This is a genomic window from Streptomyces liangshanensis (assembly GCF_011694815.1).
Lineage (GTDB): Bacteria > Actinomycetota > Actinomycetes > Streptomycetales > Streptomycetaceae > Streptomyces > Streptomyces liangshanensis.
Genome location: NZ_CP050177.1, coordinates 1,304,428 through 1,328,889, shown reverse-complemented (window position 1 = coordinate 1,328,889; position 24,462 = coordinate 1,304,428). Strand labels below are relative to the sequence as shown.

Annotated in this window: 15 protein-coding genes and 1 pseudogene; 9 read left to right on the top strand and 7 right to left on the bottom strand. The window is 73.0% G+C overall.

What is annotated here, in order from left to right:
- The first annotated feature begins 57 nt into the window (after positions 1-57).
- Genes HA039_RS05790 through HA039_RS05780 form a run of 3 tightly spaced genes read left to right on the top strand, consistent with a single transcriptional unit; the run spans position 58 to position 2,945 of the window.
- Positions 58-738, top strand: a complete 681-nt coding sequence (locus tag HA039_RS05790; RefSeq protein WP_167024730.1) for a dTDP-4-dehydrorhamnose 3,5-epimerase family protein — start codon at positions 58-60, stop codon at positions 736-738.
- 9 nt (positions 739-747) lie between these two features.
- Positions 748-1,896: a nucleotide disphospho-sugar-binding domain-containing protein gene (locus tag HA039_RS05785; RefSeq protein ID WP_167024727.1), complete on the top strand. Its 1,149-nt coding sequence runs from the start codon at positions 748-750 to the stop codon at positions 1,894-1,896.
- Positions 1,897-1,952: 56 nt separating this feature from the next.
- A complete protein-coding gene (locus HA039_RS05780; protein ID WP_167024725.1) occupies positions 1,953-2,945 on the top strand; it encodes an NAD-dependent epimerase/dehydratase family protein in 993 nt (330 codons plus the stop codon).
- Positions 2,946-3,005: 60 nt separating this feature from the next.
- On the opposite strand, the gene HA039_RS05775 is transcribed toward HA039_RS05780, so the two are convergent.
- The 5 genes from HA039_RS05775 to HA039_RS05755 are packed head-to-tail and all read right to left on the bottom strand — an operon-like array spanning position 3,006 to position 8,845.
- On the bottom strand, positions 3,006-3,734 hold the full coding sequence (locus tag HA039_RS05775) for a class I SAM-dependent methyltransferase (protein WP_167024722.1): 729 nt from the start codon (positions 3,732-3,734) through the stop codon (positions 3,006-3,008).
- 4 nt (positions 3,735-3,738) lie between these two features.
- The gene (locus tag HA039_RS05770; RefSeq protein ID WP_167024719.1) at positions 3,739-4,959 is read right to left on the bottom strand and encodes a cytochrome P450; all 1,221 of its coding nucleotides are present in this window, start codon (positions 4,957-4,959) and stop codon (positions 3,739-3,741) included.
- 48 nt (positions 4,960-5,007) lie between these two features.
- Complete coding sequence (locus HA039_RS05765) at positions 5,008-6,237, bottom strand: FAD-dependent oxidoreductase (RefSeq protein WP_167024715.1); 1,230 nt, start codon at positions 6,235-6,237, stop codon at positions 5,008-5,010.
- Between the two features lie 30 nt (positions 6,238-6,267).
- Complete coding sequence (locus HA039_RS05760; RefSeq protein ID WP_167024713.1) at positions 6,268-7,749, bottom strand: alpha/beta fold hydrolase; 1,482 nt, start codon at positions 7,747-7,749, stop codon at positions 6,268-6,270.
- 52 nt (positions 7,750-7,801) lie between these two features.
- Positions 7,802-8,845 carry a ketoacyl-ACP synthase III family protein gene (locus HA039_RS05755; RefSeq protein ID WP_243869189.1) on the bottom strand — a complete coding sequence of 348 codons (1,044 nt, stop codon included), beginning with the start codon at positions 8,843-8,845 and terminating at the stop codon, positions 7,802-7,804.
- Between the two features lie 182 nt (positions 8,846-9,027).
- Between HA039_RS05755 and HA039_RS05750 the strand changes: the two genes are divergently transcribed.
- From HA039_RS05750 to HA039_RS05725, 6 genes and pseudogenes are all read left to right on the top strand, one after another.
- Positions 9,028-10,074: an acyltransferase domain-containing protein gene (locus HA039_RS05750; RefSeq protein ID WP_167024710.1), complete on the top strand. Its 1,047-nt coding sequence runs from the start codon at positions 9,028-9,030 to the stop codon at positions 10,072-10,074.
- A complete protein-coding gene (locus HA039_RS05745; protein WP_167024707.1) occupies positions 10,067-12,967 on the top strand; it encodes a type I polyketide synthase in 2,901 nt (966 codons plus the stop codon). Before HA039_RS05750 ends, HA039_RS05745 begins: the two co-directional genes overlap by 8 nt.
- Before the next feature lie 98 nt (positions 12,968-13,065).
- A pseudogene (locus tag HA039_RS05740) lies at positions 13,066-19,200 on the top strand (type I polyketide synthase); the annotation flags it as partial.
- Positions 19,201-19,291: 91 nt separating this feature from the next.
- Positions 19,292-20,221 (top strand): aromatase/cyclase, encoded by a 930-nt coding sequence (locus tag HA039_RS05735; protein WP_167024702.1) that lies wholly within the window; start codon positions 19,292-19,294, stop codon positions 20,219-20,221.
- Between the two features lie 77 nt (positions 20,222-20,298).
- Complete coding sequence (locus HA039_RS05730; RefSeq protein WP_208298550.1) at positions 20,299-20,556, top strand: acyl carrier protein; 258 nt, start codon at positions 20,299-20,301, stop codon at positions 20,554-20,556.
- Positions 20,553-21,737, top strand: a complete 1,185-nt coding sequence (locus HA039_RS05725) for an acyl-CoA dehydrogenase family protein (RefSeq protein ID WP_208298549.1) — start codon at positions 20,553-20,555, stop codon at positions 21,735-21,737. The genes HA039_RS05730 and HA039_RS05725 overlap by 4 nt, the downstream gene beginning before the upstream one ends.
- Before the next feature lie 117 nt (positions 21,738-21,854).
- Here HA039_RS05725 and HA039_RS05720 read toward each other — a convergent pair whose 3' ends face one another.
- Both HA039_RS05720 and HA039_RS05715 read right to left on the bottom strand, forming a co-directional pair.
- The gene (locus HA039_RS05720) at positions 21,855-23,054 is read right to left on the bottom strand and encodes a beta-ketoacyl synthase N-terminal-like domain-containing protein (protein WP_279592819.1); all 1,200 of its coding nucleotides are present in this window, start codon (positions 23,052-23,054) and stop codon (positions 21,855-21,857) included.
- 14 nt (positions 23,055-23,068) lie between these two features.
- Entirely contained in the window at positions 23,069-24,337 is a 1,269-nt protein-coding gene (locus HA039_RS05715) for a beta-ketoacyl-[acyl-carrier-protein] synthase family protein (RefSeq protein WP_167024696.1), read from the bottom strand.
- Positions 24,338-24,462: the final 125 nt, after the last annotated feature.

Here is a 24,462-nt window from a genome sequence, read left to right as displayed (position 1 = left end):
CCGACCGCGTCGAGGCGGTCCCCGCACGGCACGGAACAACAGCCAAGGAGTCGGCCCATGAAATCGCGCGAGCTGACCGTCACCGGCGCCCTCGAATTCACTCCGGAGGTGTTCAGGGACTCCCGCGGGCTCTTCGTCTCCCCCTTCCAGAAGGCCGCCTTCGTCCAGGCCGGCGGGCGCCCGCTGTTCCCCGTGTCCCAGGGCAGCATCAGCCGGTCCCGGCAGGGCGTCGTCCGGGGCGTGCACTTCACCGCGACCCCGCCCGGGGTGGCGAAGTACGTCTACTGCGTCCAGGGCAAGGCACTCGATCTCGTGGTGGACCTCAGGGTCGGCTCACCCACCTTCGGCACCTGGGACAGCGTGCTGCTCGACCAGGAGGACTTCCGGGCCGTCTATCTCCCGGTGGGCGTGGGCCACGCGTATGTCGCCCTGCACGACGACACGGTCATGTCGTACACACTTTCCGGCAGTTACGTGCCGGAGAACGAACTGGCCCTCTCGTTCTTCGACCCCGACCTGAGGCTCCCGCTGCCGGACGGCATCGAACCCTTGCTCTCCGAACGGGACCGCGTGGCGCCGAGTCTGGCCGAGGCCGGCGCGCGGGGGCTGCTGCCGCGCTACAAGCAGTGCCTGGCGCTCGAAGCGGAACTCACCGCGGTCCGGGGGACGCCGGGAACGCCCGCCGCGACGCCTGGCGCACCAGCCGGATTCGAGCCGGATTCCGGGTCCGGCGCGTAGCTTCCGATCATGAAAATTCTGCTGACCACGGGTCCCGCGCATCCCCTCTACTACCCGGTCGTCCCGCTGGCCTGGGCGCTCCGCTCGGTCGGGCACGAGGTCCTCGTGGCGGCCCCGGCGAGTTTCGAGCCGGCCGTACGAGGATCAGGCCTGCCCATGGCGGCGATCTGCGGCCCGCTCGACATGGGCGAGGTCATGGCCAAGGACCGGCAGGGCCGGCCCGTCGGTGTGCCGGACGCGGACGCGGACATGGCGGCGGGCATCGGCGCCGGCTTCGGACGCCTGGCCGCGCGCACGCTCGACGGCACGCACGACCTGGTCGGCCGTTGGAAACCGGACCTCGTCGTCGCGGAGTCGTACGGGTACGCGGCGGCCGCCGTGGCCGCCGCCGCGCACGGCGTTCCCTGGGTCAAGCACACGGTCGGGCCGGGGGACCTCCCGGTCGGCCCGTGGGTGGCGGAGGAACTCGCGCCGGAGCTGGCCCGGTTCGGCCTCGACGACGTGCCGCGGCCCGACCTCGTCCTCGACAACTGTCCGCCGATGCTCGGCGAGGCCGGCGACGCCCAGGCGCTGCGATACGTGCCGTACGGCGAACCGGGGCTGGTGCCCGAGTGGGTGCTCGGCGAACGGTCGCGGCCCCGGATCCTCGTCACGCTCGGCTCCGTGCAGCCCCAGATCGGCGGCATCCCGATGCTCGCCCAGTTCGTGCAGGCGGTGGCGGAGCTGCCGGTGGAACTGGTGGTGGCCGTGGCCGATCACCTGGTGGGCGCCCTGGGTCCGCTGCCCGACCCGGTCGTCGGCGTCGGCTGGCTCTCCCTCACCTCCGTACTGCCCAGCTGCGACGCGGTCGTCCACCACGGCGGACCGGGCACGATGATGGCGTGCCTGGCCCAGGGGCTGCCCCAGGTGGTCGTCCCCGGCCGGGGCAAACCCCTCGAAGCGATCGGCCGGCTCGCCGAGTTCGGCGCGGTCCTGCAACTGCCGCCGGCGGAGCTCACCCCTGAGGCCCTCAAGGAGTCCTGCCGGGCACTGCTCGACGACGCGCGCCACGGCCGACAGGCACGCGCCGTCCAGGAGCACATCGCGCTCCAGCCCTCGCCCGCCGAGGTGGTCACCGTCCTGGAGAACCTCGTGGGCAAGGCCAAGGCCGCGGCCTGAGGCGGGTGTCCGGCTGCCGCGCGGGCCGACGGCCTCGCACCGAAGGGGAGAGCACCATGACACGCAGGGAGTCGCGCGCCGCGCCGCCGTCCCGGCCCGCCGTCGCCGTTCTCGGCGGCACGGGCTGGGTCGGCCGCCATGTGTGCGCCGCCCTGGCACGGCGGGGTCACGACGTGCTCGTCGTGGCCCGCCGGCCCGCCCCCCATGTCGCGGCCCACCGGTTCGCCGGACTGGACCTGCGGACCACCCCGGCGGACCACCTCGCACGGCTGCTGCGCGCCGAGGGCGTGGGTACGGTCGTCAACGCGACCGACGCGGCCAACGCCACGGACGGCTGGTCCGGGAGCGAGGAGGAGATGGCCGTCCTGAACGTGGACCTCGTGCGGCGTCTCGTGGCGGCGATGTCCACGCTGCCGCACGGCTCCCGCCTCGTCCACGTCGGCACCCTCCACGAGTACGGTGACGTCCCCCCGGGCACGGTCATGCACGAAGCGCTGACCCCCCGTCCGGCCTCCGCGTACACGCGGACCAAGCTCGCCGGCTCGCGGACGGTCCTGGAGGCGGCCCGCCGCGGTGAGGTCGACGGACTCGTGCTGCGCCTGGCGAATGTCAGCGGGCCGCATCCGTCGCCGGCGAGCTTCCCGGGCAAGCTTGTCGGGATGCTCCGCGAGGCCGTGGCCTCGGGCCGGCCGATGACGGTGGGGGTGACCGATTCCGGCCGCGACTTCGTGGACGTCCGGGACGCGGCGGCGGCGGTCGTCGGCGCGGTCGGGAGCTCCGTGACGGGGAAGGTCGTCAACATCGGCGGCGGCCGGGCCGTCAGCATGGACGAACTGGTCCGGCTCTTCGTCGTCGGCGCGGGATTCCCGCTCGGCAGGCTGGACGCGCGCCGCCGGGAGGTGGGGAGCCTCGGCGGGTCCTGGACCCGGGCCGACATCCGGCTCGCCGGCGAACTGCTCCATTGGCGTCCCCGGATCGACCTGGCGCGGTCCCTGCGGGACATGTGGGAGACGGCCGAGGCCGAACGCCGTACGACCGGCCCTGTCTGACCGGCCGTCACTCATGCACCAGGGCGCGGGACCCGGTGGGGCCGGGTCCCGCGCCACCGGTCAGGTGAGGACGCCCACGAACAGCCCGCAGCCGAACAGGCCGCCGGCTATGTACTCCACCGCGCAGCCCGCCCGCCGGAAGGCCGCCTCGTACTGTTCCCTGGTGAACAGAGCCATCCGGTGGACGTCCGTGAAGTGCGCGATGCCGGCGTCCTTCCGGGCATCGATGTAGTGCACGACGATCGGTACGTGGTCGCCTTCCCTGGCGGAGTGGGACACCCGTACGGTGACCCGCTCGTCGGTCCTGACGACGTCCTCCGCGATGTAGCCCGGCAGGAACGCCTCGGGGAAGTACCAGGGTTCGATCACCACGACACCGCCCGGGTTCAGGTGGCGGACGACGCTCTTGAGCGTACGGTCCAGCTCGTCCGGCGACTCCAGGTAGCCGATGGAACTGAACATGCACACCACCGCGTCGAAGGTGCGGTCGAGGGCGAAGTCCCGCATGTCGCCCCGGTTCACCCGCACACCCGGCAGCCCGGTCGCGGCCTTCGCGATCATGTGCTCGGAGAGCTCCAGTCCCTCGATCCCGTCGAAGTACTCCCGGAAGAAGGCCAGATGGCCTCCCGTCCCGCAGGCGACGTCCAGCAGCGAGGACGCCTCCGGCTTCCGGGAACGCACCAGGTCGGTGACGGCGGCCGACTCGGCCGGGTAGTCCTTGCCCCGGCCGGCGTAGATCAGTTCGTACAGCTCGGCGAGCCCCGAGCCGTAGGTGTCCTCCGTCTCCACCGCGTCACACCTCCCAGGTGACGGGCAGTTCGTGGACGCCGTACACGATCGCGCCCTCCTTGCGGGGGATGTCCTCCAGCGGCCGGTCCAGCCGCAGGGTGGGTATGCGGCGGAACAGTGTCGTCCAGACGACCTGCATCTCCAGCCGGGCGAGTTCCGCGCCGATGCACAGATGCGCACCGTGCCCGAACCCGATGTGCTTCCGGCTGCCGCGGCTCAGGACCAGGCGCTCCGGATCGCTGAAGACGGCCTCGTCCCGGTTCGCGGTCAGCAGCAGGCACAGGATGCCGTCCCCCGCCGGGATCACCGTCCCCGCGATCTCGATGTCCTCCAGGGCCACCCGCGGCACCCCGATGTCGCCGATCGTCACCATGCGCAGGAGTTCTTCCGTGGCCGGTTCGATCAGGGTCTCGGGGGAGGCCAGCAGCTCCGCCAGCTGATCGGGGTTCTCCAGGAGGCAGGCGGTGCCCAGGGAGAGCATGCTCGCCGTGGTCTCGTGACCGCCGTTCATCAGCATGCGGATCATGTTGACCGCGTCCCGGCGGGTGTAGTCGCCGGCCTTGCGGAACTGCTCGATCACCGTGCTGGTCAGGTCGTCGCCCGGCTTCTCCTCGCGTTCCTCCACCAACCGCTCGACATACGCGTTGACCTCGACGATCGCTTCCTGCCGCTGCTGGGGGGTGCTCTGGCCGCCGAACATGTTGTTGCTGTGCTTGATGATGAAGTCGTGGTCGCCCTGCGGCATCCCGAGCATCTCGCAGATCACGGTGGTCGGCATGGAGAGGGAGAACAGACGGTGGAAGTCCACCGGCGGGGGCAGGGCGAGCAGCCGGTCGATGTGTTCGTCGACGATCTGCTGGATCCGGGGAAGCAGCCTCTGCACCCGCTGGAACGTGAACGCGGCCGCGACCTTCTGCCGCGCCCGGCCGTGCTCCGGCGCGTCGTACCCGATGAACGAGGTCTCGGTCCTGGCCTGCGGCGGGGGGACGAAGTAGAAGGGGAAGTTGTCGTGCTTCCGGGAGGCGCTGACGCGTGGGTCGGTGAGCAGGCTACGGATGTTCTCGTACCCCGTCACCGCCCATACCCGCAGACCGGACTGCGCGAGAGTCACCTGGGTGACGCCCTTCTCGACCATCTCCGGGTACTGCTTGGGGGCGGTGAACGGGCACTGACGGGAGTAGGGGAAGGTCTCCTCCGCCACGGGTTCCTGCACGGTGTCGGTCATCGTGGGCTCTCCTCGGGTGAGTGACGCGTGCGGTCGGGCCGGAAGCGGTCACGACGTGGTCCTGAGCCCCCGCGGGTGGCTCGCGGCGGGCTCCGGGGCGTCCCAGTCGATGTGGTGACCGAGCATCCAGGTGGGATCGGACCTGCCGGACGTCGTCCTGAAGGCCCGCGAGATGAAGAAGTTGCGCACCTGCCGGCCCACGGCACCCCGGCGCATGTTGCCCTCGTTGTTGTACTTCCCCTGGGCCACGATGTCCTCGACCCGTTGCCGGCGGGCCGCCTCGTAGGTGGCGAAGGCCCCGTCGACGGAGCCCGAGTCCCGGAGGCACTTGGCCAGCACGACCCCGTCCTCCATGGCGACGGAGCAGCCCTGCCCGGCCGTCGGGGAGACGGCGTGGGCGGCGTCCCCGATCACGACCATACGGTCGCGGTGCCACCGGGGCACGTGGTGCAGGTCGTAGGTGGGGGAGGGCGGCGCGAGATCGGTGGTGGCCCTGATGATCTCCGCGGCGGGTGTTCTGTCCTTCTCGAACAACCGCGGCAGGTCCTCGCGCCAGGTCTCCGCCGCCCGGCTCAACTCCGCCGGGTCCGGCTCGGCGGGGCGCGGGGGGTTGGCGAACCACCAGAGGTCGCCGTTGGGGTGCTTGGTGTAGCTGAAGAAGCTCTCCCGGCCGAAGAACATGCGGATGACTCCGGACGGCCCCGGGGTCCGGACGCCCCGCGCGCAGCCGAACGCGTTCAGCACGCCGAGGTAGCGGGGGGCCGGCGCGGCGGGATCGATGATCCGCCGCACCCGGGAGCGCAGGCCGTCGGCGCCGACCAGCAGATCGCCCTCGGCGTGGTCCCCGTCGGCGAAGACGGCGCGTACGCCGCCGCCCGCGGTCTTCGCGTCGGTGACGCGCTTGCCGTACTCGACCCTGATCCCGCGCCGGACGGCCTCGTCGCGCAGCGCGATGTACAGGGCGGACCGCCGGATGGTCTGGATGATCATCCCCTCGGCGGAGATCCGGTCCGTGCGTACGTCACCGGTCAGCGCCCGGCCGGTGTGGCTGTAGAACGCGATGGCGGGGGTGTCGAATCCGTCGCGCCGCACCAGGTCGCCCAGGCCCACGCTGTCCAGGGCGTCGAGCCCGTTCGGCGCGATGTTGACGAAGTTCCCGATGCCGTCGGCGGTACGGTCGAAGGCCTCGTAGATGGTCGGTTCGAATCCTGCCTTCTGCAGGGCGATCGCGGCCACGGTGCCCGCGATACCACCGCCGATGACCAGCGCGTGTGTCATGTCTCTCCTCAACTCGGCCGCGCGCGGGGGCTAGGCGCTGTGTGTGGTGCCGGTGCCGCTCGCGTCCGGGTCGGGGCCCGGGTCGGCGGGTACGTCCGGGCGGGACACGGTGCTCGGGCACGTGGTGTCGTCCGGCAGGACGCCGTCGACCAGGTAGGCGTTGACCAGGCGGTCCACCTCCGGATTGCGGCGGAACGCGTAGATCTCGTGCTCGCCCGAGTCCGAGACGGTGATCAGCCGGTGGCCGAGGAGGGCGGCCATCGCGACCGCGCCCGCGTAATGGTCCGTCGGATCGCCGTCGGCGTGGACGACGAGGCCGGCCGGGTACGCGCGCCCGCTCAGGACGGTGGGCGCCTCGGGCGGGGTGAACGAGCGGAACGCGCCGACCCACGGCTGCGCGCGCATCACGCCGTATCCGTACGGATAGTGGGTACGGAAACGGCGCATGTCCTCGTAGTACACGTCGAGTTCGGTGGGCCAGTCCTTCTCCAAGGTGACGGCTTCCAGGACGCCGCACCGCGTCGTCCCCTCCGTTTCCGCCGGCGGCCAGACCTTTTCGTCGGCGAGCCACTTCTCGGCCGCCGCCGTGTCGCCGTGGCGGAGATCGGCGACCAGCCGCCCGAGCTCCTCCCATCGCGCTCGGTCGGCCGAGCGCGAGCCGACCGCCCCGTCGTACAGGGTGCGCAGGTGGACGTTTCCGGGGCGCGTGACCAGGCCGGCGGCGGCCTCCTCGACCGCCCCGATCACCTCTCCGGCGGAGGTGCCGAGGCCGAAGTGCCGGTGACGCTCCGACACCCAGACCGCCCACGCCCCGAGATTGGCGCGGTTGGCCCGGCCCTGGGCCATGAACTGCTCCCGCCACGACCAGTCCGGGTGCACACACGAATCGAGTACGCAGCGGTCGAGGCGGGCCGGGAACATGCTGCCGTAGACCGCGCCGAGATACGTTCCGTACGTGTAGCCGAGGAAGTTGATCGTCTCCTCGCCGAGCACTTCCCGGATCACGTCCATGTCCCTGGCGAGGTTCCGGGTGCTGAAGTGCGGCCGGATCTCACCGCCCGCCCGTCCGGCGCCCTTCTCGCGTTCCGCGAAGTCGTCGGCGATCGCGGCGAAGTCGGCGTCGGGGGGACGGCTGTCGAAGGGCGCCTTCACCGGGGTGATCTCCGCCCGCAGGGGTGTGGAGGCGCCGGTTCCGCGGGGGTCGAACCCGATCACGTCGTAGCACTCGCCGAGCGGTGTGGGCGAGAGGGCGAGCGGGAAACGGCGTCCCAGCCCGAAGTACCCGCCCGGTCCGCCGTTGACGGCGAGGAGTACTCCCCGCCGGCGCCCGGGGTCCGCGGCCCGTATCCGGCTGAGGGCGACCGACAGCCGCCGCCCGGCCGGGTCCGCGTAGTCGAGCGGGACGTCGATCCGCGCGTGCTCCGTGCCGTCACCCGACGGCGCGGGCGACCACGCGAGCCGCTGACGGTGGTAGGCGCGCAGGGGATCCGCTGGATCAATGGCAGTCTTCATGGCGCGGTGCACGACCTCCGGGTAGATGGGACGACTGGGCCGGACCACGGCCTCACCCGCGGTCCGGGCCGGCGGTCGGCGACGGATCCCGGAGGATTTCCAGGATCGCCACCGACCAGGAGAAACCGCCGCCCGCGCTGATGAGGGCACACAACTGGCCGGGAAGCAGCGAACCGGTGCTCACGAGGTGGGCCAGCCCGGCGAACGGGTCCCCGGCGCCGAGGTGTCCCACCGTGCGGCCCCACGACCAGGTACTGCGCGCGGGGTCGATGCCGAGGGCGTCGAAGAACTGGTAGTCCATCTTGGGCCGGCCCAGGTGCGGCAGCACGAACCGGTCGATGTCCGCCGCCTTGGCACCGGCTTCGGCGAGGGCCCGCTCGTACGCCTCCCGCTGCCCGTCCTGGATCCGGTCGAGCAGCCGCGACAGGCCCACCTCCTCGACCAGGAGCGCCCGGTGGGCCGCCACGCTGATGGGGGACCGGTGGGTGAGCGGGGCCGTGGCGAACGGATCGTCGCCCCGGCCCATCGCCTCCAGGGTCGGGTCGGAGACGGTGACCAGGCCGGCGATCCGCGCGAAGCCGCCGGCCGCCGACAGGACGAGCGCCGTGCCTCCGTCGCCGCAGACCGTTCCGGGGTCGGTCTCCCACCGGTCGAACCCCGGCAGGGTGAAGCGGTCCCCGGTGGTGATCAGGGCGCTGTGCCGGGAGCTGTCGGCCCGCAGGTAGGCGACCGTCAACTCCATCGCCGCCATGCCGCCGTTGGAGAGCTGCCCCAGCTCCATCGCCGGACAGACACCCCCGACGGCCTCCCGCTGCACGTACGAGGCCGGCGCCCAGAGATCGTGCCCCTGGAAGTACGTGCCCGCGTGCAGGACCAGGGCGATCTCGTCCGGAGCCGCCCCCGCGAGGCGGAGGGCGTCCCTGGCGGCGTCGACGGCCATCTCCGGTCCCGACCGGTCGGCCACGCACACCGAACTCATCCCGGACCGCCGGATGGTGCGCAGGTCGGCGAGACCGCGCTCCGCCACCTCGGTGACGGGCATGGCCGCGGGCAGATGGAGCCCGACACCGGATACGTACACGTCCGCGACTCCCACCGAATCCTCCCCGTACCCACCCGGCCGGACCGCCCGCGAGCGCCGGCGTCCTGGGGCCGAAGCGTGCTGCGCCGGGATGGAAGCGGACTTGAGGCGGGATGGAGGTGGGCGGTTCGAACGATCCTCCGGTGAGCCTCGAATCCGTACCCGCACCATCGGCCCAGCCGAGGAAAGGTACGCGGATGTCCGTGTCGGAACAGCCCGCCCCGCCCGTCGCCCTCATGTTCGCCGGGCAGGGGGCCCAGCACCCGCGGATGGCCGCGGGCCTGTACGGCCGGGAGGAGATCTTCAGCCGGTGGATGGACCGCTCCTTCACGCTGTTCGGGGACGACGGTGACCGGCTCCGCGCCGAGTGGCTCGCGCCCGAGCCCTCCCCCCTGTACGACGACGTGTCGGTGGCCCAGCCGCTGCTGTACGCGGTGAGCCACGCCCTCGGGCGCATGGTGTTCGGATGGGGCGTGCGCCCGGTGGCGATGCTCGGGCACAGCGTGGGGGAGCTGGTCGCCGCCACCCTGGCCGGGGTGATCGACTTCGCCGACGGGATCCGGCTGATGCGCGGGCGGATCGACCTGTTCGCGGACACCCCGCCCGGCGGGATGCTGGCGGTCGCCGCGGGGGTGGACGACGTCGCCGAGGTGCTGGGGGACGAGGTGCACCTCGCGGCCGTTAACGCACCCCGCCAGCTGCTCCTCGCCGGCGAGTCCGCGCCCCTGGCCGAGGCGGCGAGGCGGCTGACGGCCAAGGGGTTGGTCTGCCGGGAGGTGCTGGCCCGGCAGGCGTTCCACAGCCCGGTGGTGGCCCCGGCCGTGACGGCCTCGTTGCCCGACTGGAAAGCGGCCCCCCTGCGGTCCCCGGCCCTGACCGTCTACTCCGCTTACACCGGTGGGGTGTTGACCGACTCCGACGCCCTGGACCCGCGGTTCTGGGCCGAACAGGCCTCCTCGCCCGTCCACTTCGCACCGACGCTGTCCGCCCTGCTGGCCGACCACGACTGCCGGCTCCTCGAGACCGGTCCCGGCAACAGCCTCAGCGCGCTGGCCCGGCGGCAGCCGACGGTGGCCGCCGGCCGCAGCTCCGTCCTGTCCCTGCTGCCGCCCGGCAGCCTGGGGGACGAGGCCGACCTGCGGGCGGTGGAGACGGTACGGCGCCTGCTCCGGACGGAGCGGACCCCCGTCGCGCCCGCCGCCCGGCGAACCGATCTGGCCGACTCCGGAGGACCCCGTGTCTGAGACCCCCGCCCGCGAACCCGCTCCCGGTCCGGACGAACCCCTTGCCGTGGTCGGGATGGCCTGCCGGTTCCCGGGGGCCGAGGATCTCGACGCGTTCTGGAACCTCCTGCTCTCCGGCTCGGACGCGATCGGCCCCGGCCCGCAGTGGCGCGCCGGCCGGCGCCCCGGGGGCTACCTCGACTCCGTCGACCACTTCGACGCGGAGTTCTTCGCCATGTCCCCGTACGAGGCGGCTGCCGCGGACCCGCAGCAGCGGCTGCTCCTCGAACTGACCTGGCACGCGCTGGAGAACGCGCGCATCCGGCCCGACTCGCTCTCCGGCAGCAGGACGGGCGTCTTCGTCGGTGCCTGCGCGGACGACTACGCGATGCTCAGCCGGGTGGCCGGCGCCCCGACCCCGTACACCCTGACCGGCGCGGGCCGGGCCTTCCTCGCCAACCGGGTCTCCCACTCCTTCGGCTTCACCGGCCCCAGCCTGGTGGTCGACACCGGCCAGTCCTCCTCCCTGTCCGCCCTGCACCAGGCGGCACACGCGGTACGGCGGGGCGAGTGCGCCACCGCGATCGTCGCGGGCGTCCAGCTGAACCTCTCCGCCGAGGGCGACGAGGTCGTCGAAGCGATCGGCGCGCTGTCGCCCGCCGGGCGCTGCCACACCTTCGACGCGCGGGCCGACGGCATCGTGCGCGGCGAGGGGGCCGGCGTGCTCGTCCTCAGACCGCTGGACCGGGCCGTCGCGGCGGGGGACCGCGTCTACTGCACCGTCCTCGGCACCGCCATGAACAACGACGGCGGAAGCACCGGCCTGACCGCACCCAGCCGGGCGGCCCAGCAGGACCTGGTGGCCACGGCCCACCGCCGGGCGGGAGTGTCCCCCCGCGACGTCGACTACGTCGAACTGCACGGCACCGGAACGGCGTTGGGGGACCCGGTGGAGGCGTCCGCCCTGGGAGGCGTGTTCGCCCCGGGCCGCTCGCCCGGCGAGGCGCTGCTCGTCGGGTCGGTGAAGACCAACATCGGCCACCTCGAAGGGGCCGCCGGGATCGCCGGCTTCATCAAGACGGCACTCGCCCTGCACCATCGTGAGCTGCCGGCCAGCCTCAACTACCGCGAACCCAACCCCGCGATCGATCTCGCCGCGCTCCGGTTGCGCGTGTGCGACGAGCGGCGCCCGTGGCCGGACGCCGCGACCCCCCTGGTCGCCGGAGTCTCGTCGTTCGGGCTCGGGGGCACCAACTGCCACGCCGTGCTCGGCGAAGCGCCCGTACGGCCCGACCGGGCACCGGCGCCCGCCGCCACGGCCGTGCCCGTCATGGTGTCGGGCCACACCGAGGCCGCGATGCGGCGGCAGGCGGCGCTCCTGGCCGACGAACTCGGCGCCCCCGGAACGGATCCGCGCGCGCCGGCCGACCTCGGGCTCGCCTCGGTCACGACCAGGACCGCGTTCCGCCACCGCGCCGCCGTCGTCGCCTCCGGCACCGACCGACTAGCCCTCCGGCTGCGGGCCCTGGCCGACGGCGCCCCCGACGGCTCCGACGGCATCGTCCGGGGCGGCCCCGACAGCGGCCTCACGGCCTTCCTCATCCCCGGCCAGGGCTCCCAGCGAGAAGGCATGGGACGACGGCTCCACAAGGAGTTCGGCGCCTTCACCCGCGCCTTCGACGAGGTGAGCGAGGCGCTGGAGACCGGCCTCGGCGTCAGTCTCTCCGACGCGATGGGGGAGGACCACGGTCCGGCCGGCCTGAGGTACGTACCGCCGGCCCTCTTCGCACTGGAGGTCGGCCTGTACCGGCTCCTGGAGTCCTGGGGGCTCGTACCCGACCTGCTGCTGGGGCACTCGCAGGGGGAGATCACCGCCGCTCACGTCACGGGCATCCTGTCCCTCCAGGACGCGGCGACGCTGGTCGCCGAGCGGAGCCGGCTCATCCACGCGCTGCCGCCCGGCGGAGCCATGATCGCCGTCCAGGCACGGGAGACCGAGGCCGCGGAGGTGATCGCCGCCCAGAGCGGGCTGGTGGGCATCGCCGCCGTCAACAGCCCCATGTCCGTGGTGGTGTCCGGCGAGGAGCGGGCCACCCGGAAGGTCGCCGAGCGTTTCGAGGCGCTCGGCCGCAGGACCCGCCGGCTGCGGGTCGCGGCGGCCGGCCACTCCCCCCTGATGGCTCCCGCGCAGGAGGGCTTGCGGGCCGTCGCCGGGCAGCTGACCTGGCACCGCCACTCCGGGCCCGTCATCGTCTCGACGGTGACCGGCCGGCCGGTCGCGCCCGAGGAGATGAGTACTCCGGACTACTGGATCCGTCACATCTGCGCGCCGGTCCGGTTCGGCCCCGCGCTGGACCGGGCCCACCGGGAGGGCGCGCGGCTCTTCGTCGAACTGGGTCCCGGACGGGGCCTGACCACCATGGCCGGCGAGACCCTGACGCACGGCGACGAGACGTTCGTGGCGCCGCTCGATTCCGGCGACGAGGCCGAGGGCCTGGCCAGGACCCTGGCCACCGCCCATGTCCTCGGCAGGCGGGTCGACTGGCCCGCGGTGTACGGACCCCGGGCACGCCCCGCCGACCTTCCCCTCTATCCGTTCCAGCGCCGGCGGCACTGGCTCGACAGCCGGACACCGGATCCGGCGCCCCCCGCGGATCCCTCCGCCCTCCCGCCCGTACGAGACCCCTTCGAACTCGTCGTCACGGCCACGCTGGAGATCCTGGGCCTCGAGAAGGAGGCGGACCTGAACCTGCACCGGTCGTTCCACGACCTGGGCATGGATTCACGGATGGCCGTGGCGCTCAGGACGACGCTGTCCAGGCTCGTCGGCCGGCCGCTTCCCGCCACGCTCCTCTTCGACTGCCCCTCTCCCGCCGCCCTGATCGAGGCCCTGGAACGGGAGGACCCGAGATGACCGGCCTGTTCCCGGCCGGCCCGTCGTCGCGACCCGCCCCGTCCGTATCCCGAAAGGCATGATTGCCCATGGCCCGCGCCTCAACACCTCCGACACCGGAACGGGAGGCGATCGCGATCGTCTCCATGGGCTGCCGCTACCCCGGTGGCGTCCGGTCCCCGGAGGACCTCTGGGAGCTGGTCGCCGCCGGCGGTGACGTGATCACCGAGTTCCCCGCCAACCGCGGCTGGGACCTGGACCGGCTCCACGACCCGGCACCGGACGGCGTCGGCCGGTCCGCCACCCGTCACGGCGGTTTCCTGCACGACGCCGACCTGTTCGACGCGAAGTTCTTCGGCATCTCCCCGCGCGAGGCGGCCGGGATGGACCCGCAGCAGCGGGTGCTCCTGGAAGTGGCCTGGGAGACCTTCGAGCGGGCCGGCCTCGACCGGGCGGCCCTGGCCGGCAGCAACACCGGTGTGTTCGTCGGGGCGATGGCCCAGGAGTACGGCCCGCGCCTGCACGAGGACGGCAAGGGCACCGGCGGCTACCGCCTCACCGGCAGCACCGTCAGCGTGTTGTCCGGTCGTCTCGCCTACTACTTCGGTACGCGGGGTCCTGCCGTCACCGTCGACACCGCCTGCTCGTCCTCCCTGGTCGCCCTCCACCTCGCCGCGCAGTCCCTGCGCGAGGGCGAATGCGACCTGGCCCTGGCGGGCGGAGTGGCGGTGATGTCCACCCCGGGCCTGTTCGTGGACTTCAGCAGGCAGGGCGGCCTGGCCCCCGACGGCCGCTGCAAGCCGTTCTCGGACGACGCCGACGGGACCGCGTGGTCCGAAGGCGCCGGACTCCTCCTCCTGGAACGCGCGTCGGACGCGATCGCCCGGGGCCACCGGATCCACGCCCTGATCCGGGGCAGCGCCGTCAACCAGGACGGCGCCAGCAACGGCCTGACCGCGCCCAGCAGATCGGCCCAGGAGAACGTCATCACCCTCGCGCTCGCGCGGGCCGGACTCAGCTCCCGGGACGTGGACGCCGTGGAGGCGCACGGCACCGGAACGGAACTGGGCGATCCCATCGAGGCAAGCGCCCTCGCCGCCACCTACGGCCGGAGCCGTACCCCGGGACGCCCGCTGTGGCTCGGCTCGCTGAAGTCGAATCTGGGGCATGCCCAGGCCGCGGCCGGAGTCGGCGGCGTGATCAAGATGGTGCAGGCCATGCGGGCCGGCGTGCTGCCGCGGTCGCTGCGTTCCGACCGGCCCAGCCGGCACGTGGACTGGCGCCGCAGCGGGCTCGCCCTGCTGGCCGAGGCGCGCACGTGGCCCAGGGAGGGCCGGCCCCTGCGGGCCGGGGTCTCCTCGTTCGGGATCAGCGGCACCAACGCGCACCTGCTGCTGGAGGAGGCCGCGCCACAGCCCGAAACCGCGCGGGACGGCGGTGCGGCGGGGCCGTACGTATGGCCCCTTTCCGGGCCGACCGCGGACTCCCTGCGGCTCCAGGCCTCCGCACTCTCGGACTTCCTCGCCGCGGCTCCGGAGGCCAGGCCCGAGGACGTCGCGCACGTCCTGCGCTCCCGGACCGGCTTCGCCCATCGGGGGGCGGTGGTCGCCGGGACCAGGACGGACCTGCTGGCCGGGCTGTCCGACCTCGCGTCCGGGAAGGCGGCGCCGGCGGTTCCCGGCCGGTACCGGTCTCCGACCGTTCTGCGCGCCGCGGCCGCGCAGGGCGCCGCCGGTCCCGTGTTCGTCTTTCCCGGCCAGGGGTCGCAGTGGCGCGGGATGGGGCTGCTGCTCCTGGAGGAGTCCAGCACCTTCCGTACCCATATGGATGCCTGCGCCGAGGCCTTGGCCCCTTACTGCGACTGGCGGTTGGCCGACGCGCTGCGCGGAGAGTCCCTCGACCGCGTGGACGTGGTGCAGCCCGCCCTGTTCGCGGTGATGGTGTCCCTCGCGCGGATGTGGGAGTCCGCGGGTGTACGGCCGGGCGCGGTCGTCGGCCACTCGCAGGGCGAGATAGCCGCCGCGCACGTGGCCGGCGTCCTCACCCTCGCCGACGCCTGCCGGGTGGTCGCCCTGCGCAGCAAGGCCCTGCACACGGTGTCGGGGAGCGGGGGCATGGTCTCCGTACCGCTGGACGCCGAGTCGACGGGGAGGCTCCTCGACGCGGTGGGTGGTACCGACGGTGGTGTGGGCATCGCCGCCTTCAACGGCCCCCGGGCAACCGTGGTGGCCGGCCCCACCGGGGCACTGGACGAGGTCCTCGCCGCCTGCGAGCGGCAGGGCGTGGACGCCAAGCGGATCGCGGTCGACTACGCCTCGCACACCGCCGCCATGGAGGTCCTGCGGGAACCGCTCGTCAAGGACCTGGCGGACGTGGTGCCGAGGCCGTCCTCGGTCCCCGTCCACTCGACGCTGACCGGCGAGATCGCCGACACCGCCGTCATGGACGCCTCGTACTGGTACGAGAACCTCCGCAACCCGGTGCGGTTCCGGACGGCGGTACAACGGCTGATCGACCGCAGGCACCGCGTGTTCGTCGAGGTCAGCCCGCATCCGGTGCTCGGCATGGCGGTGCAGGAGATCCTGGACGACGTCGGTGTGCCAGGCACCGTCCTCGGATCCGTCCGCCGGGACAGCGGGGGCTTGGAGCAGTTCACCGTCTCGGCCGCCGCCGCGCGGACGGCCGGGGTGACGGTCGACCTCGCCCCGTTGCAGCCCCCGGGGCGGCCGACGGAGCTGCCGACCTTCGCCTTCGACCGCAGCCGCTACTGGATCACCGCTCCGGACGCGGTCGGTGCCCCCGACACCGACCGCCCGGCCGCGGGTCTCACCACCCGTCGCGTCGAACTGCCCTCCGGTCAGGAGGTGTTCACGGCGCGCATCGACACCGACGGGCATCCCTGGCTGACCGATCACGCCGTACGGGGAACCGTGCTGGTGCCCGCGACCGTGACCCTCTCCCTGGTCGCCGACGCCGGCCGCGCGGCCGGCGTCGGGACGATCGAGGAACTCACCCTGGAAGGACCGCTGCCGGTCCCGGACCGCGGAGCGATCGAGATCCGGCTCCTTCTGGAGCCGGCCGACGCCTCGGGACACAGGGCACTGGAGGTGCACGCCCGGCAGCCGGGCGCCGCGGACTGGGACCGGCACGCCTCCGGCACCCTGACGGCCGCGCCCGAGGAGTCCGGGGCGGCCGGCGGCACCCCGGACGCCGCGGCGTCCGGAGTCTGGCCGCCGGCCGGCGCGACCGAGGTCGGCACGCGGGACGCCTACGCCCGGCTCGCCGTCCGGGGGTACGGCTACGGACCCGCGTTCGGCGGGCTGGGGCGCGCGTGGGAGAAGGACGGCGAGATCCTCGCCGAGGTGACGCTGCCGGCCGGCGTCCCGATCGACTCCTCCGGCACCGCCCATCCGGCGCTGCTCGACACGGCGCTGCACGCCGCCCTGCTGCGGACCGGCGACGAACTGCTCGTCCCGTTCACCTGGCGCGGTGTCAGCCTGCGGCCCGCGCGGACGAGGACCCTCCGGGTCCGCTCACGTGTCGAGGCCGACCGGATCACGCTGGAGTGCGCGGACGAACAGGGACGGCCCGTCGCGACGGTCGCGTCGCTGACCCTGCGCCCGTCGCGCCCCGCTCCCGGCGCCGAAGGGCAGACCTTCGCGCTGACCTGGGAACGCACGGAGACCGGGGACACCCCCGCGCCCCTGTCGTGGGCGAGCCTGGCCGCACCGGCGCTCGGGGCGCCGCGCGACGTCCCCGACCTCGCGTCGCTCCCGCGGTCCGTCCCGGACGTCGTCGCGGCGCTCATCGGTGCCGACGCCCCCGACGCCGACGCTCCGGGCCGGGGCGGCCCGAGCCTGCCCGAGGAGGCGGACCGGTTGGCCGGTGAGGCCATGGACCTCCTCCAGGGCTGGCTGGCCGAACCACGCCTGTCCTCGGCGCGGCTGGTGATCCTGACCCGCCGGGCGCTGGCCGTGACCGGCCGGGAGGCGGTTCCCGGTCTCGCGTCCGCCGCGGTCACCGGCCTCGTGCGGGCGGCCCAGGCGGAGCACCCGGGCGCGTTCCAGCTGATCGACATCGACGACGATCCGGCCTCACTCGCGTCGCTGCCCGCGGCCTTCGCCGACGGCGGACCCGAACTCGCCGTCCGCTCGGGCACGATCCACCGGCCCCGCCTGCGGGTGCCCGACGACGACGGTCTGCTTCCCGAACCGGCGGGCCCCGGCGCCTGGCGTCTCGACGTGACGAGCCGGGGCACGCTGGACAACCTCGCGCTGGTGCCCCACCCGGAGGCGGAAGAGCCTCTCGGTCCGCGCCAGGTCCGTATCAGGGTCCGGGCGGCCGGCCTCAACTTCCGCGACATCGCGGTGGGGCTCGCCCTGGTGGCTGGCGAGAGGACGATGGGCAGTGAGGGCGCCGGGCTGGTGACCGAGGTCGGCGCCGACGTCACGGGGACGGCGGTGGGAGACCGGGTCTTCGGTGTGTTCGAGCGATCCCTCGGACCCGTCGCCGTCGCCGACGAACGGATGGTCGCGCCCGTACCGGCCGGGTGGACTCTCGCCCAGGCCGCGAGTGTCCCCATCGTGTACATCACCGCCTACCAGTGCCTGGCCGAGATCGCCGCCCTCCGCCCCGGCGAGTCGGTGCTCGTCCACACCGCGACCGGGGGTGTCGGGCTCGCGGCGATCCAGCTGGCCCGCCACTTCGGCGCGGAGGTGTTCGCCACGGCCGGCCCCGCCAAGCACGACCTGCTGCGTGCCCGTGGACTGGACCGGGATCACATCGCCTCCTCGCGTTCGCTCGACTTCGAGGACGCCTTCCGTACGGCCACCGGGGGCCGCGGCGTCGACGTGGTGCTCAACTCGCTGTCCGGGAAGGCCATCGACGCCTCCCTGCGGCTGCTGGCCCCGGGAGGCCGGTTCGTCGAGATGGGCAAGACCGACATCCGTGACGTCGCGTCGACCGAGGCGGCCCATCCGGACGTCACCTACCGCGCCTACAACATCCTGGGGATCGAGCCCGACCGGATCGGCGAGGTGCTGGCCGAGCTGATCTCCCTCTTCGAGCGTGGTGCGCTCCACCACCTGCCGATCCGCGCCTGGGACGTCCACCAGGGCCGTACACCGCTGCGACTCCTCAGCCGGGCCAGGCAGCGCGGAAAGCTCGTGCTGACGATGCCCCGCGCCTTCGACCCCGACCGCCCCGCACTCGTCACGGGCGGAGCCGACGGGCTCGGCGCGGTCCTGGCCCGCCATCTGGTGACCACCCACCGTGCCCGGCGGCTGCTGCTCCTGAGCCGGCGCGGCCCGCAGGCTCCCGGCGCGGCGGCGCTGCGGGACGAACTGACCGCCCTCGGCGCCGAGGTGACCGTCCTCGCCTGCGACGTCACCGACCGGGCGGCCCTGGCGCGGGTGGTGACGGACCGTCCGCCGGGCAGCGTCTTCCACACGGCGGGCGTGCTCAGCGACGGCCTGCTCACCCGGCTCACCCCCGCACGACTGCGCGCGGTGATGCGCCCCAAGGCCCACGCGGCCTGGCACCTGCACGAACTCACCCGCGACCTCGACCTCTCCGCGTTCGTTCTCTTCTCCTCCACGGCAGGGGTGATCGGCGGCCCCGGCCAGGCCAACTACGCGGCGGCCAACACCTTCCTCGACTCCCTCGCCCAGCACCGGCGGTCCGCGGGCCTGGAGGCGACCTCACTGGCCTGGGGCCTCTGGCAGGAGCGCACCGGCATGACCGCGCACCTGTCCCCGGCGGACCTCGCGGCCCTGGCCGCCGGGGGAGTCGCCCCCCTCGCGACGGACCACGCGCTCAGGCTCCTCGACGAGGCCATGGCGTCGTCCCGCGCGCTGCTCGTACCCCTGCGGCCCGCGCTCACCGGCCTGAGGCCGGAGAGCCGGGCGGACCTGCTGTTCGGGGATCCGCGAACCCCCGGCGCCGTACCCGCCGCACCCGTACGGGACCGGCCCGCGGCCGCCCCCGTGGCGGCGAAGGCTCCGGAACACTCGGCCGAGGCGCTCGTACGGATGGTCTGCGCGCAGGCCGCCGAAGTGATCGGCTACACCGACACCGTGACCGTGAGTCCGACGGACTCCTTCAAGGAACTCGGCTTCGACTCCCTGCTGAGCGTCGATCTGCGCAACCGGCTCAACGCCGCGACCGGTCTGAGGCTGCCGGCCGAGGCGGTCCTGAAGCACCCGACCCCCCGGGCTCTGGTCGCGTTCATCATGGCCGGCCTGGAGGAGCGATGACCTCTCCTCTGTACCGCTGCTCCAGAGCCGCTCGACGGGGCGCTGCCAGATTCTCCGTACGACCAGAGCGGCAGGGGAGGAGGGGCTCGTCATGAGCAACATCGAGGTGACCCACCGGATCGACGTGTCGGCGTCCGCGGAGTCGGTGCACCGCATCGTCGCCGACGTCGGCCTGTGGCCGCTGTACTTCCCGCCGACGGTACGGGCCGAGCGTGTGTCGGGCGACGACACCGACGAGCGGATCCGGATCTGGGCCGTCGCCAACGGCCGGCTGCGCACCTGGGAGTCGAGGCGGATCACGGACGGCCGCCGGGTGCGGTTCGAGCAGATCCGGCCCTCCGCCCCGGTGGCCGCGCTGGGCGGCGAGTGGTCCGTGGAGGAGCGGGGCAGCGGCCGGTGCGCCGTGGTCCTCGACCACCACTACCGCGCCGTCGACGACGACCCGGTGCAACTCGACCTGATCGCCCGGGCGGTGGAACACAACAGCGTCTCGGAACTCGCCCACCTCAAGCGCGCCGCCGAACGAGGCGAGAGCGAGAAGGAGTTGCTCCTCGACTTCGAGGACACCGAGATCATCGCCGGTTCGCTGGAGGACACCTACGACTTCCTCTACGACGTGGGGAAATGGCCCGAGCGGGTGCCCCACGTCGCCCGTATCGAGCTGCGCGAGGACACCCCGGGACTCCAGCACATGGAGATGGACACGATCTCACCGGACGGCTCGCTGCACACCACGGTGTCCGGCCGGGTGTGTGACCCCTCGCGACGGATCGTCTACAAGCAGACGAAGCTGCCGCCCGTGCTCCAGGCGCACAACGGCGAGTGGACGTTCGAGTCCACCCAGGACGGTTCCGTCCGGGTCACGTCCCGGCACCAGGTGATCCTGGACCCGGACGGGATCGCCGCGCTGCCCGAGCCGCCCGCGTCGCTCGACGCGGCCAAGGCCGCCGTCCGGCACGCCCTGGGCTCCAACAGCCGGGCCACCCTGGCCAGGGCGCGCCAGTTCGTCGAATCACGCTGATCCCCCCTCCGTACACGATCCCCTCCGTACACACGATTCCCCTCCGTACACACCGACACCAGGGAAGGCGGTCCGCCATGGCGGAGCTGACCATCGACGAGCTCAAGGAATTCCTGCTGCGCACGCTGGGAGAGGACGAGACGGTGGACCTGTCCGGGGACATCCTGGACACCGGTCTCGCCGAGCTGGGCTTCGACTCCCTCGCCGTCATCGCGACCACGAGCAGCCTGGAGCAGCACTTCAGGATCAAGGTGCCGGAGGAGGCCTACTCGGACATCAAGACCCCCGGGGACTTCCTCACCGTCTTCAACCAGCAGCTGACCGCTCCCGCGTGAGCGCGGTCGGCGGCGGAGCGACGGCGACGGCCGGCCTGCTGGACCGGGTGCGGGCCTTCGCCGACGCCGAGATCACGCCCAGGAGCGACTACTTCGACAGCCTGCCCGAGGCACCGACGGTCGCCACGGCCCGGCTGCACGAGGCGGGGCTGGCGAACTGGTGGATCCCGTCCCGGTACGGCGGCATCGGCGCGGACCTCGAGGAAAGCGTCGACATCGTCTCCGAACTCGCCTACGGCGACGCGGGATTCGCCTTCGGCTCCTTCCTGTCGATCCTGGGCACCACCATGCTCCGACTCTGCGGCGAGGAGCCCCTCGCCCGGACCCACCTGGAGGCCCTGGCCGCAGGCGGGGGAAGCTGCGGGATCCTCGCCAGCGAGGAGCAGGCCGGCAGCGAACTGGGGCGGATCGCGGCCCGCTTCACCCACGACGGCGACCAGGTCGTCATCAGCGGGGACAAGTACTTCGCCACCAACGCCGACGCCGCCGACCTGCTGCTGGCCGTCGCCAGGGACGCCGACGACGACGCCGACTTCCGGGTGGTACTGGTGCCCCGCGACACCCCCGGGGTGGAGATCGTCAAACGCTGGGACATGGTCGGCATGCGCGGCTCCGCCACCTACCAGGCGCGGTTGCGTGACTGCGCGGTTCCGGCGGCTCATGTGCTGCGCGGCAACGGACTACGGAATCTGGAGATCGGCCTCAACGCCAGCCGCATCCTGATCGCCGCGACGGCGATCGGTCTGGCACGCCGGGTGCGGGATCTGTCGATGGAGTACGCGGCGGTGAAACAGGTGAAGGGATCGGCGCTGACCGGCAACGCCGTCTTCGCCGGCAAGCTCGGGCAGATCGAGATGCTGATCGACGTCATGCGCAACCAGTGCCGGGCGGCCGCCGCCGAGTTCGACCGGTACATGGCGGCGCCCGATCCGCTGCCGTCCCTCTACCGGACCGGCACCCTGCGCTCCGCGCTGGCCGCGAAGATGTACTGCGGCCAGGCGGGCTGGCAGGTGGCGACCATCGGTTCGGAGATGTTCGGGGGGCTCGGCTACACCCACGACCACCCGATCGGCAAACTCGTGCGCGACCTGCGGTACGTAGGGCTGGTGGAGGGCGGCGACGACGTCGTCCGCGACCTCCTCTACTCCCGCTTCGTGGTGCCGGCCGGCAAACGCCGCTGATCCGGCCCGGGCGCGCCGACGTCGGCTCCCAGGACCCCGACGGGTCCTGGGAGCCGACGTCGGCGTACGGGGCCGGCGGAGGCGGACCGCGGACCGCGGACCGCGCTCCGCCCGCCGTCACGCTCCCGTCAGCACCATGGCCGAGGCGAAACCACCGTGTCCCCGGGCCAGCACCAGCGCCGTGCGGCTCTCCAGAGCACGGGGCTCGCCCACCACCAGGTCGACGCGGGGATCGACGGTGTCCGCCGCCACCTCCGGCAGCGCGGGCACGACGCCGTCGCGCAGGCAGAGCAGCGCCGCGACCGCGTCCAGCGCGGCCCCGCCGGACAGGAGCCTGCCCACCAGCGCCTTCGGCGCGCTGACCGGTACCCCGCCGGGTCCGAACAGCTCCACGAGCGCCGCGGTCTCGGCCAGGTCGAGCGGCACACTGCCGGCGGCGTCGGCGAACACCACATCGACGTCCCCGGCCGACAGCCCCGCGTCCCGCAGCGCCGAACGCGCCGCGCGCACCAGGCCGTCGCCCGGGGAGTCCGATCCGGGGGGCTCGAACGCCGCGCCGTGGCCCGCGACCGTCCCGTACACCTGGGGCGCGCCCCGCTCCACCGCGCCCGTACGCGACTCCAGCACCAGGACCGCGCCGCCCTCACCCGGCACGAAGCCCGGTGAGCCGGCGTGGAACGGCAGATAGGCGCGCTCGGGGTCGTCGGACCGGCTCACGCCGGTGGCCGTCGACACGGTCGACACGCCGTACGGGCACAGCATGCTGTCGAAGCCGCCGGTGGTCATCACCGGGGTGCCCTGCCGAACCCTCCGGCGCGCGAACGCGATCGAGTCCAGACCACCCGCCTGCTCCGAGACGACGACCCCGCCCGGCCCGCGCAGACCGTTCTTGATGGAGATCTGGCCGGTGTTCACCGCGTAGTACCAGGCGAAGGACATGTAGGGGCTCACGGCCTCCCAGCCCGTGCCCCACAGCAGTTGCAACTGCTCCTGCCCGAAGTGCAGCCCGCCGGTGGAGCTGGAGACGGCCGCCCCCACCGCGTACGCCGACAGGGCCGCCGGATCGACACGCGCGTCGGCCAGAGCCGCGTCGGCGCACAGCATGGCGAGCCTGGTCAGCCGGTCGGTCTGCGGAACCAGGCGTTTGGGGAAGGCCGACTCCCCCTCGAACTCGGGGACTTCACCGGCCAGCCGGACGGGATAGTCCGAGGCGTCGAACCGGGTGATCGGCCGGATCGCGGACACCCCTTTGAGCGTGGCCGCCCAATAGGCCTCGGTGCCCACCCCGTTCGGTGCGACGACATCGACACCGGTCACAACAACATCCTGTTTCATGACGTGGTCCGCTCCACCTTCGTGAGAACCATGGCGCTCTGGAATCCGCCGAAGCCGCTGCCCACGGTCAGCACCGCGTCGAGACGCCGCTCACGCGCCACGTTCGGCACGTAGTCCAGGTCGCACTCGGGGTCGGCTTCGTGGAGGTTGGCCGTGGGCACGACGACGCCGTGCCGCATGGACAGCGCGCAGGCGGCGATCTCGATCGAACCGATGGCGCCGAGCGAGTGGCCGACCGCGGCCTTGATGCCGCTCATCGGGGTGCGGTAGGCGTGGTCTCCGAGGCTGCGCTTGACCGCCGCCGTCTCGTGACGGTCGTTCTGTTTGGTGCCGGAGCCGTGGGCGTTGACGTAGTCGATGTCGGTTCCGTTCACCCGCGCCTGCTTCATGGCGCCTTCGATGGCCTCCGACATCTCCCGGCCGTCCTCCTTGAGCCCGGTCATGTGGAAGGCGTTGCACCGGGAGGTGTAGCCGGCCACCTCCCCGTAGATCGTCGCGCCCCGGCGCCGCGCGTGTTCGTACTCCTCCAGCACCAGTACCGCCGAACCCTCGCCGAGGATCAGCCCGGTCCGGGTGCGGTCGAACGGCCGGCAGGCGGTGGCCGGGTCGTCGTTGCGGGCCGAGGTGGCCCTGATGACGTCGAAGCAGGTCAGGGTGATGGGGGAGACGGGGGCGTCGGTCGCACCCGTGATCATCACGTCGGCCTCGCCGTCCCGGATCAGTTCGGCCGCGTACCCGACGGAGTCGATGCCCGAGGTGCACCCCGTCGAGATCACCGCCGCGGGACCCCGCGCACCGGTGACCACGGACACCTCGGCCGCGATCGAACTGGGCAGGAAGTAGTCGTAGAGGTGCGGTACGGCGAAGGACGGGTCGACGACCCACTCGCGGCCGCCGTCCGACAGGACCGCGTACTCCCGCTCCATGGTCGTCGTGCCGCCGACCGCGCTGCCGATGGCCACCCCGGTGCGCTCCGCCAGCGCGCCGTCGATGTCCAGCCCGCTGTCCGTGACCGCCTCTCCTGCGGCCACCATCGCGAGCTGCGACACCCGGTCGGTACGCCGTACCTGCTGCCTGCTCAGACCGTGCGCCAGCGGGTCGAAGTCGCACTCGGCCGCGACCTGGCAGCGATGCCCGCTCGCGTCGAACCGGGTGATGGTCCGCGTCGCGGTCCGGCCGCTGGTGAGCAACTCCCAGAACGGCTCCTTTCCTGTCCCTCCCGGGGCGACGACACCGATTCCGGTGATGACTGCTCTGCGGGCCATGGGGCTCCTCGGTGGTCACAGATGGATCGGCTGGCTGGGGCCTCTGTCGCAGGCTGCGTCCCCGCCCTTGACTCGCGGTCCAGTGGCGTTGGAATCGGTCCGGTGCGCGCCGTCGGACGCGCCGT

What these genes read in the sequence shown, in the direction of transcription:
- HA039_RS05790 (WP_167024730.1), top strand. Translation starts at nt 58, where the DNA reads ATGAAATCGCGCGAGCTGACCGTCACCGGCGCCCTCGAATTCACTCCG.
- HA039_RS05785 (WP_167024727.1), top strand. Translation starts at nt 748, where the DNA reads ATGAAAATTCTGCTGACCACGGGTCCCGCGCATCCCCTCTACTACCCG.
- HA039_RS05780 (WP_167024725.1), top strand. Translation starts at nt 1,953, where the DNA reads ATGACACGCAGGGAGTCGCGCGCCGCGCCGCCGTCCCGGCCCGCCGTC.
- HA039_RS05770 (WP_167024719.1), bottom strand. Translation starts at nt 4,959, where the DNA reads ATGACCGACACCGTGCAGGAACCCGTGGCGGAGGAGACCTTCCCCTAC.
- HA039_RS05765 (WP_167024715.1), bottom strand. Translation starts at nt 6,237, where the DNA reads ATGACACACGCGCTGGTCATCGGCGGTGGTATCGCGGGCACCGTGGCC.
- HA039_RS05760 (WP_167024713.1), bottom strand. Translation starts at nt 7,749, where the DNA reads ATGAAGACTGCCATTGATCCAGCGGATCCCCTGCGCGCCTACCACCGT.
- HA039_RS05750 (WP_167024710.1), top strand. Translation starts at nt 9,028, where the DNA reads ATGTCCGTGTCGGAACAGCCCGCCCCGCCCGTCGCCCTCATGTTCGCC.
- HA039_RS05735 (WP_167024702.1), top strand. Translation starts at nt 19,292, where the DNA reads ATGAGCAACATCGAGGTGACCCACCGGATCGACGTGTCGGCGTCCGCG.
- HA039_RS05730 (WP_208298550.1), top strand. Translation starts at nt 20,299, where the DNA reads ATGGCGGAGCTGACCATCGACGAGCTCAAGGAATTCCTGCTGCGCACG.
- HA039_RS05715 (WP_167024696.1), bottom strand. Translation starts at nt 24,337, where the DNA reads ATGGCCCGCAGAGCAGTCATCACCGGAATCGGTGTCGTCGCCCCGGGA.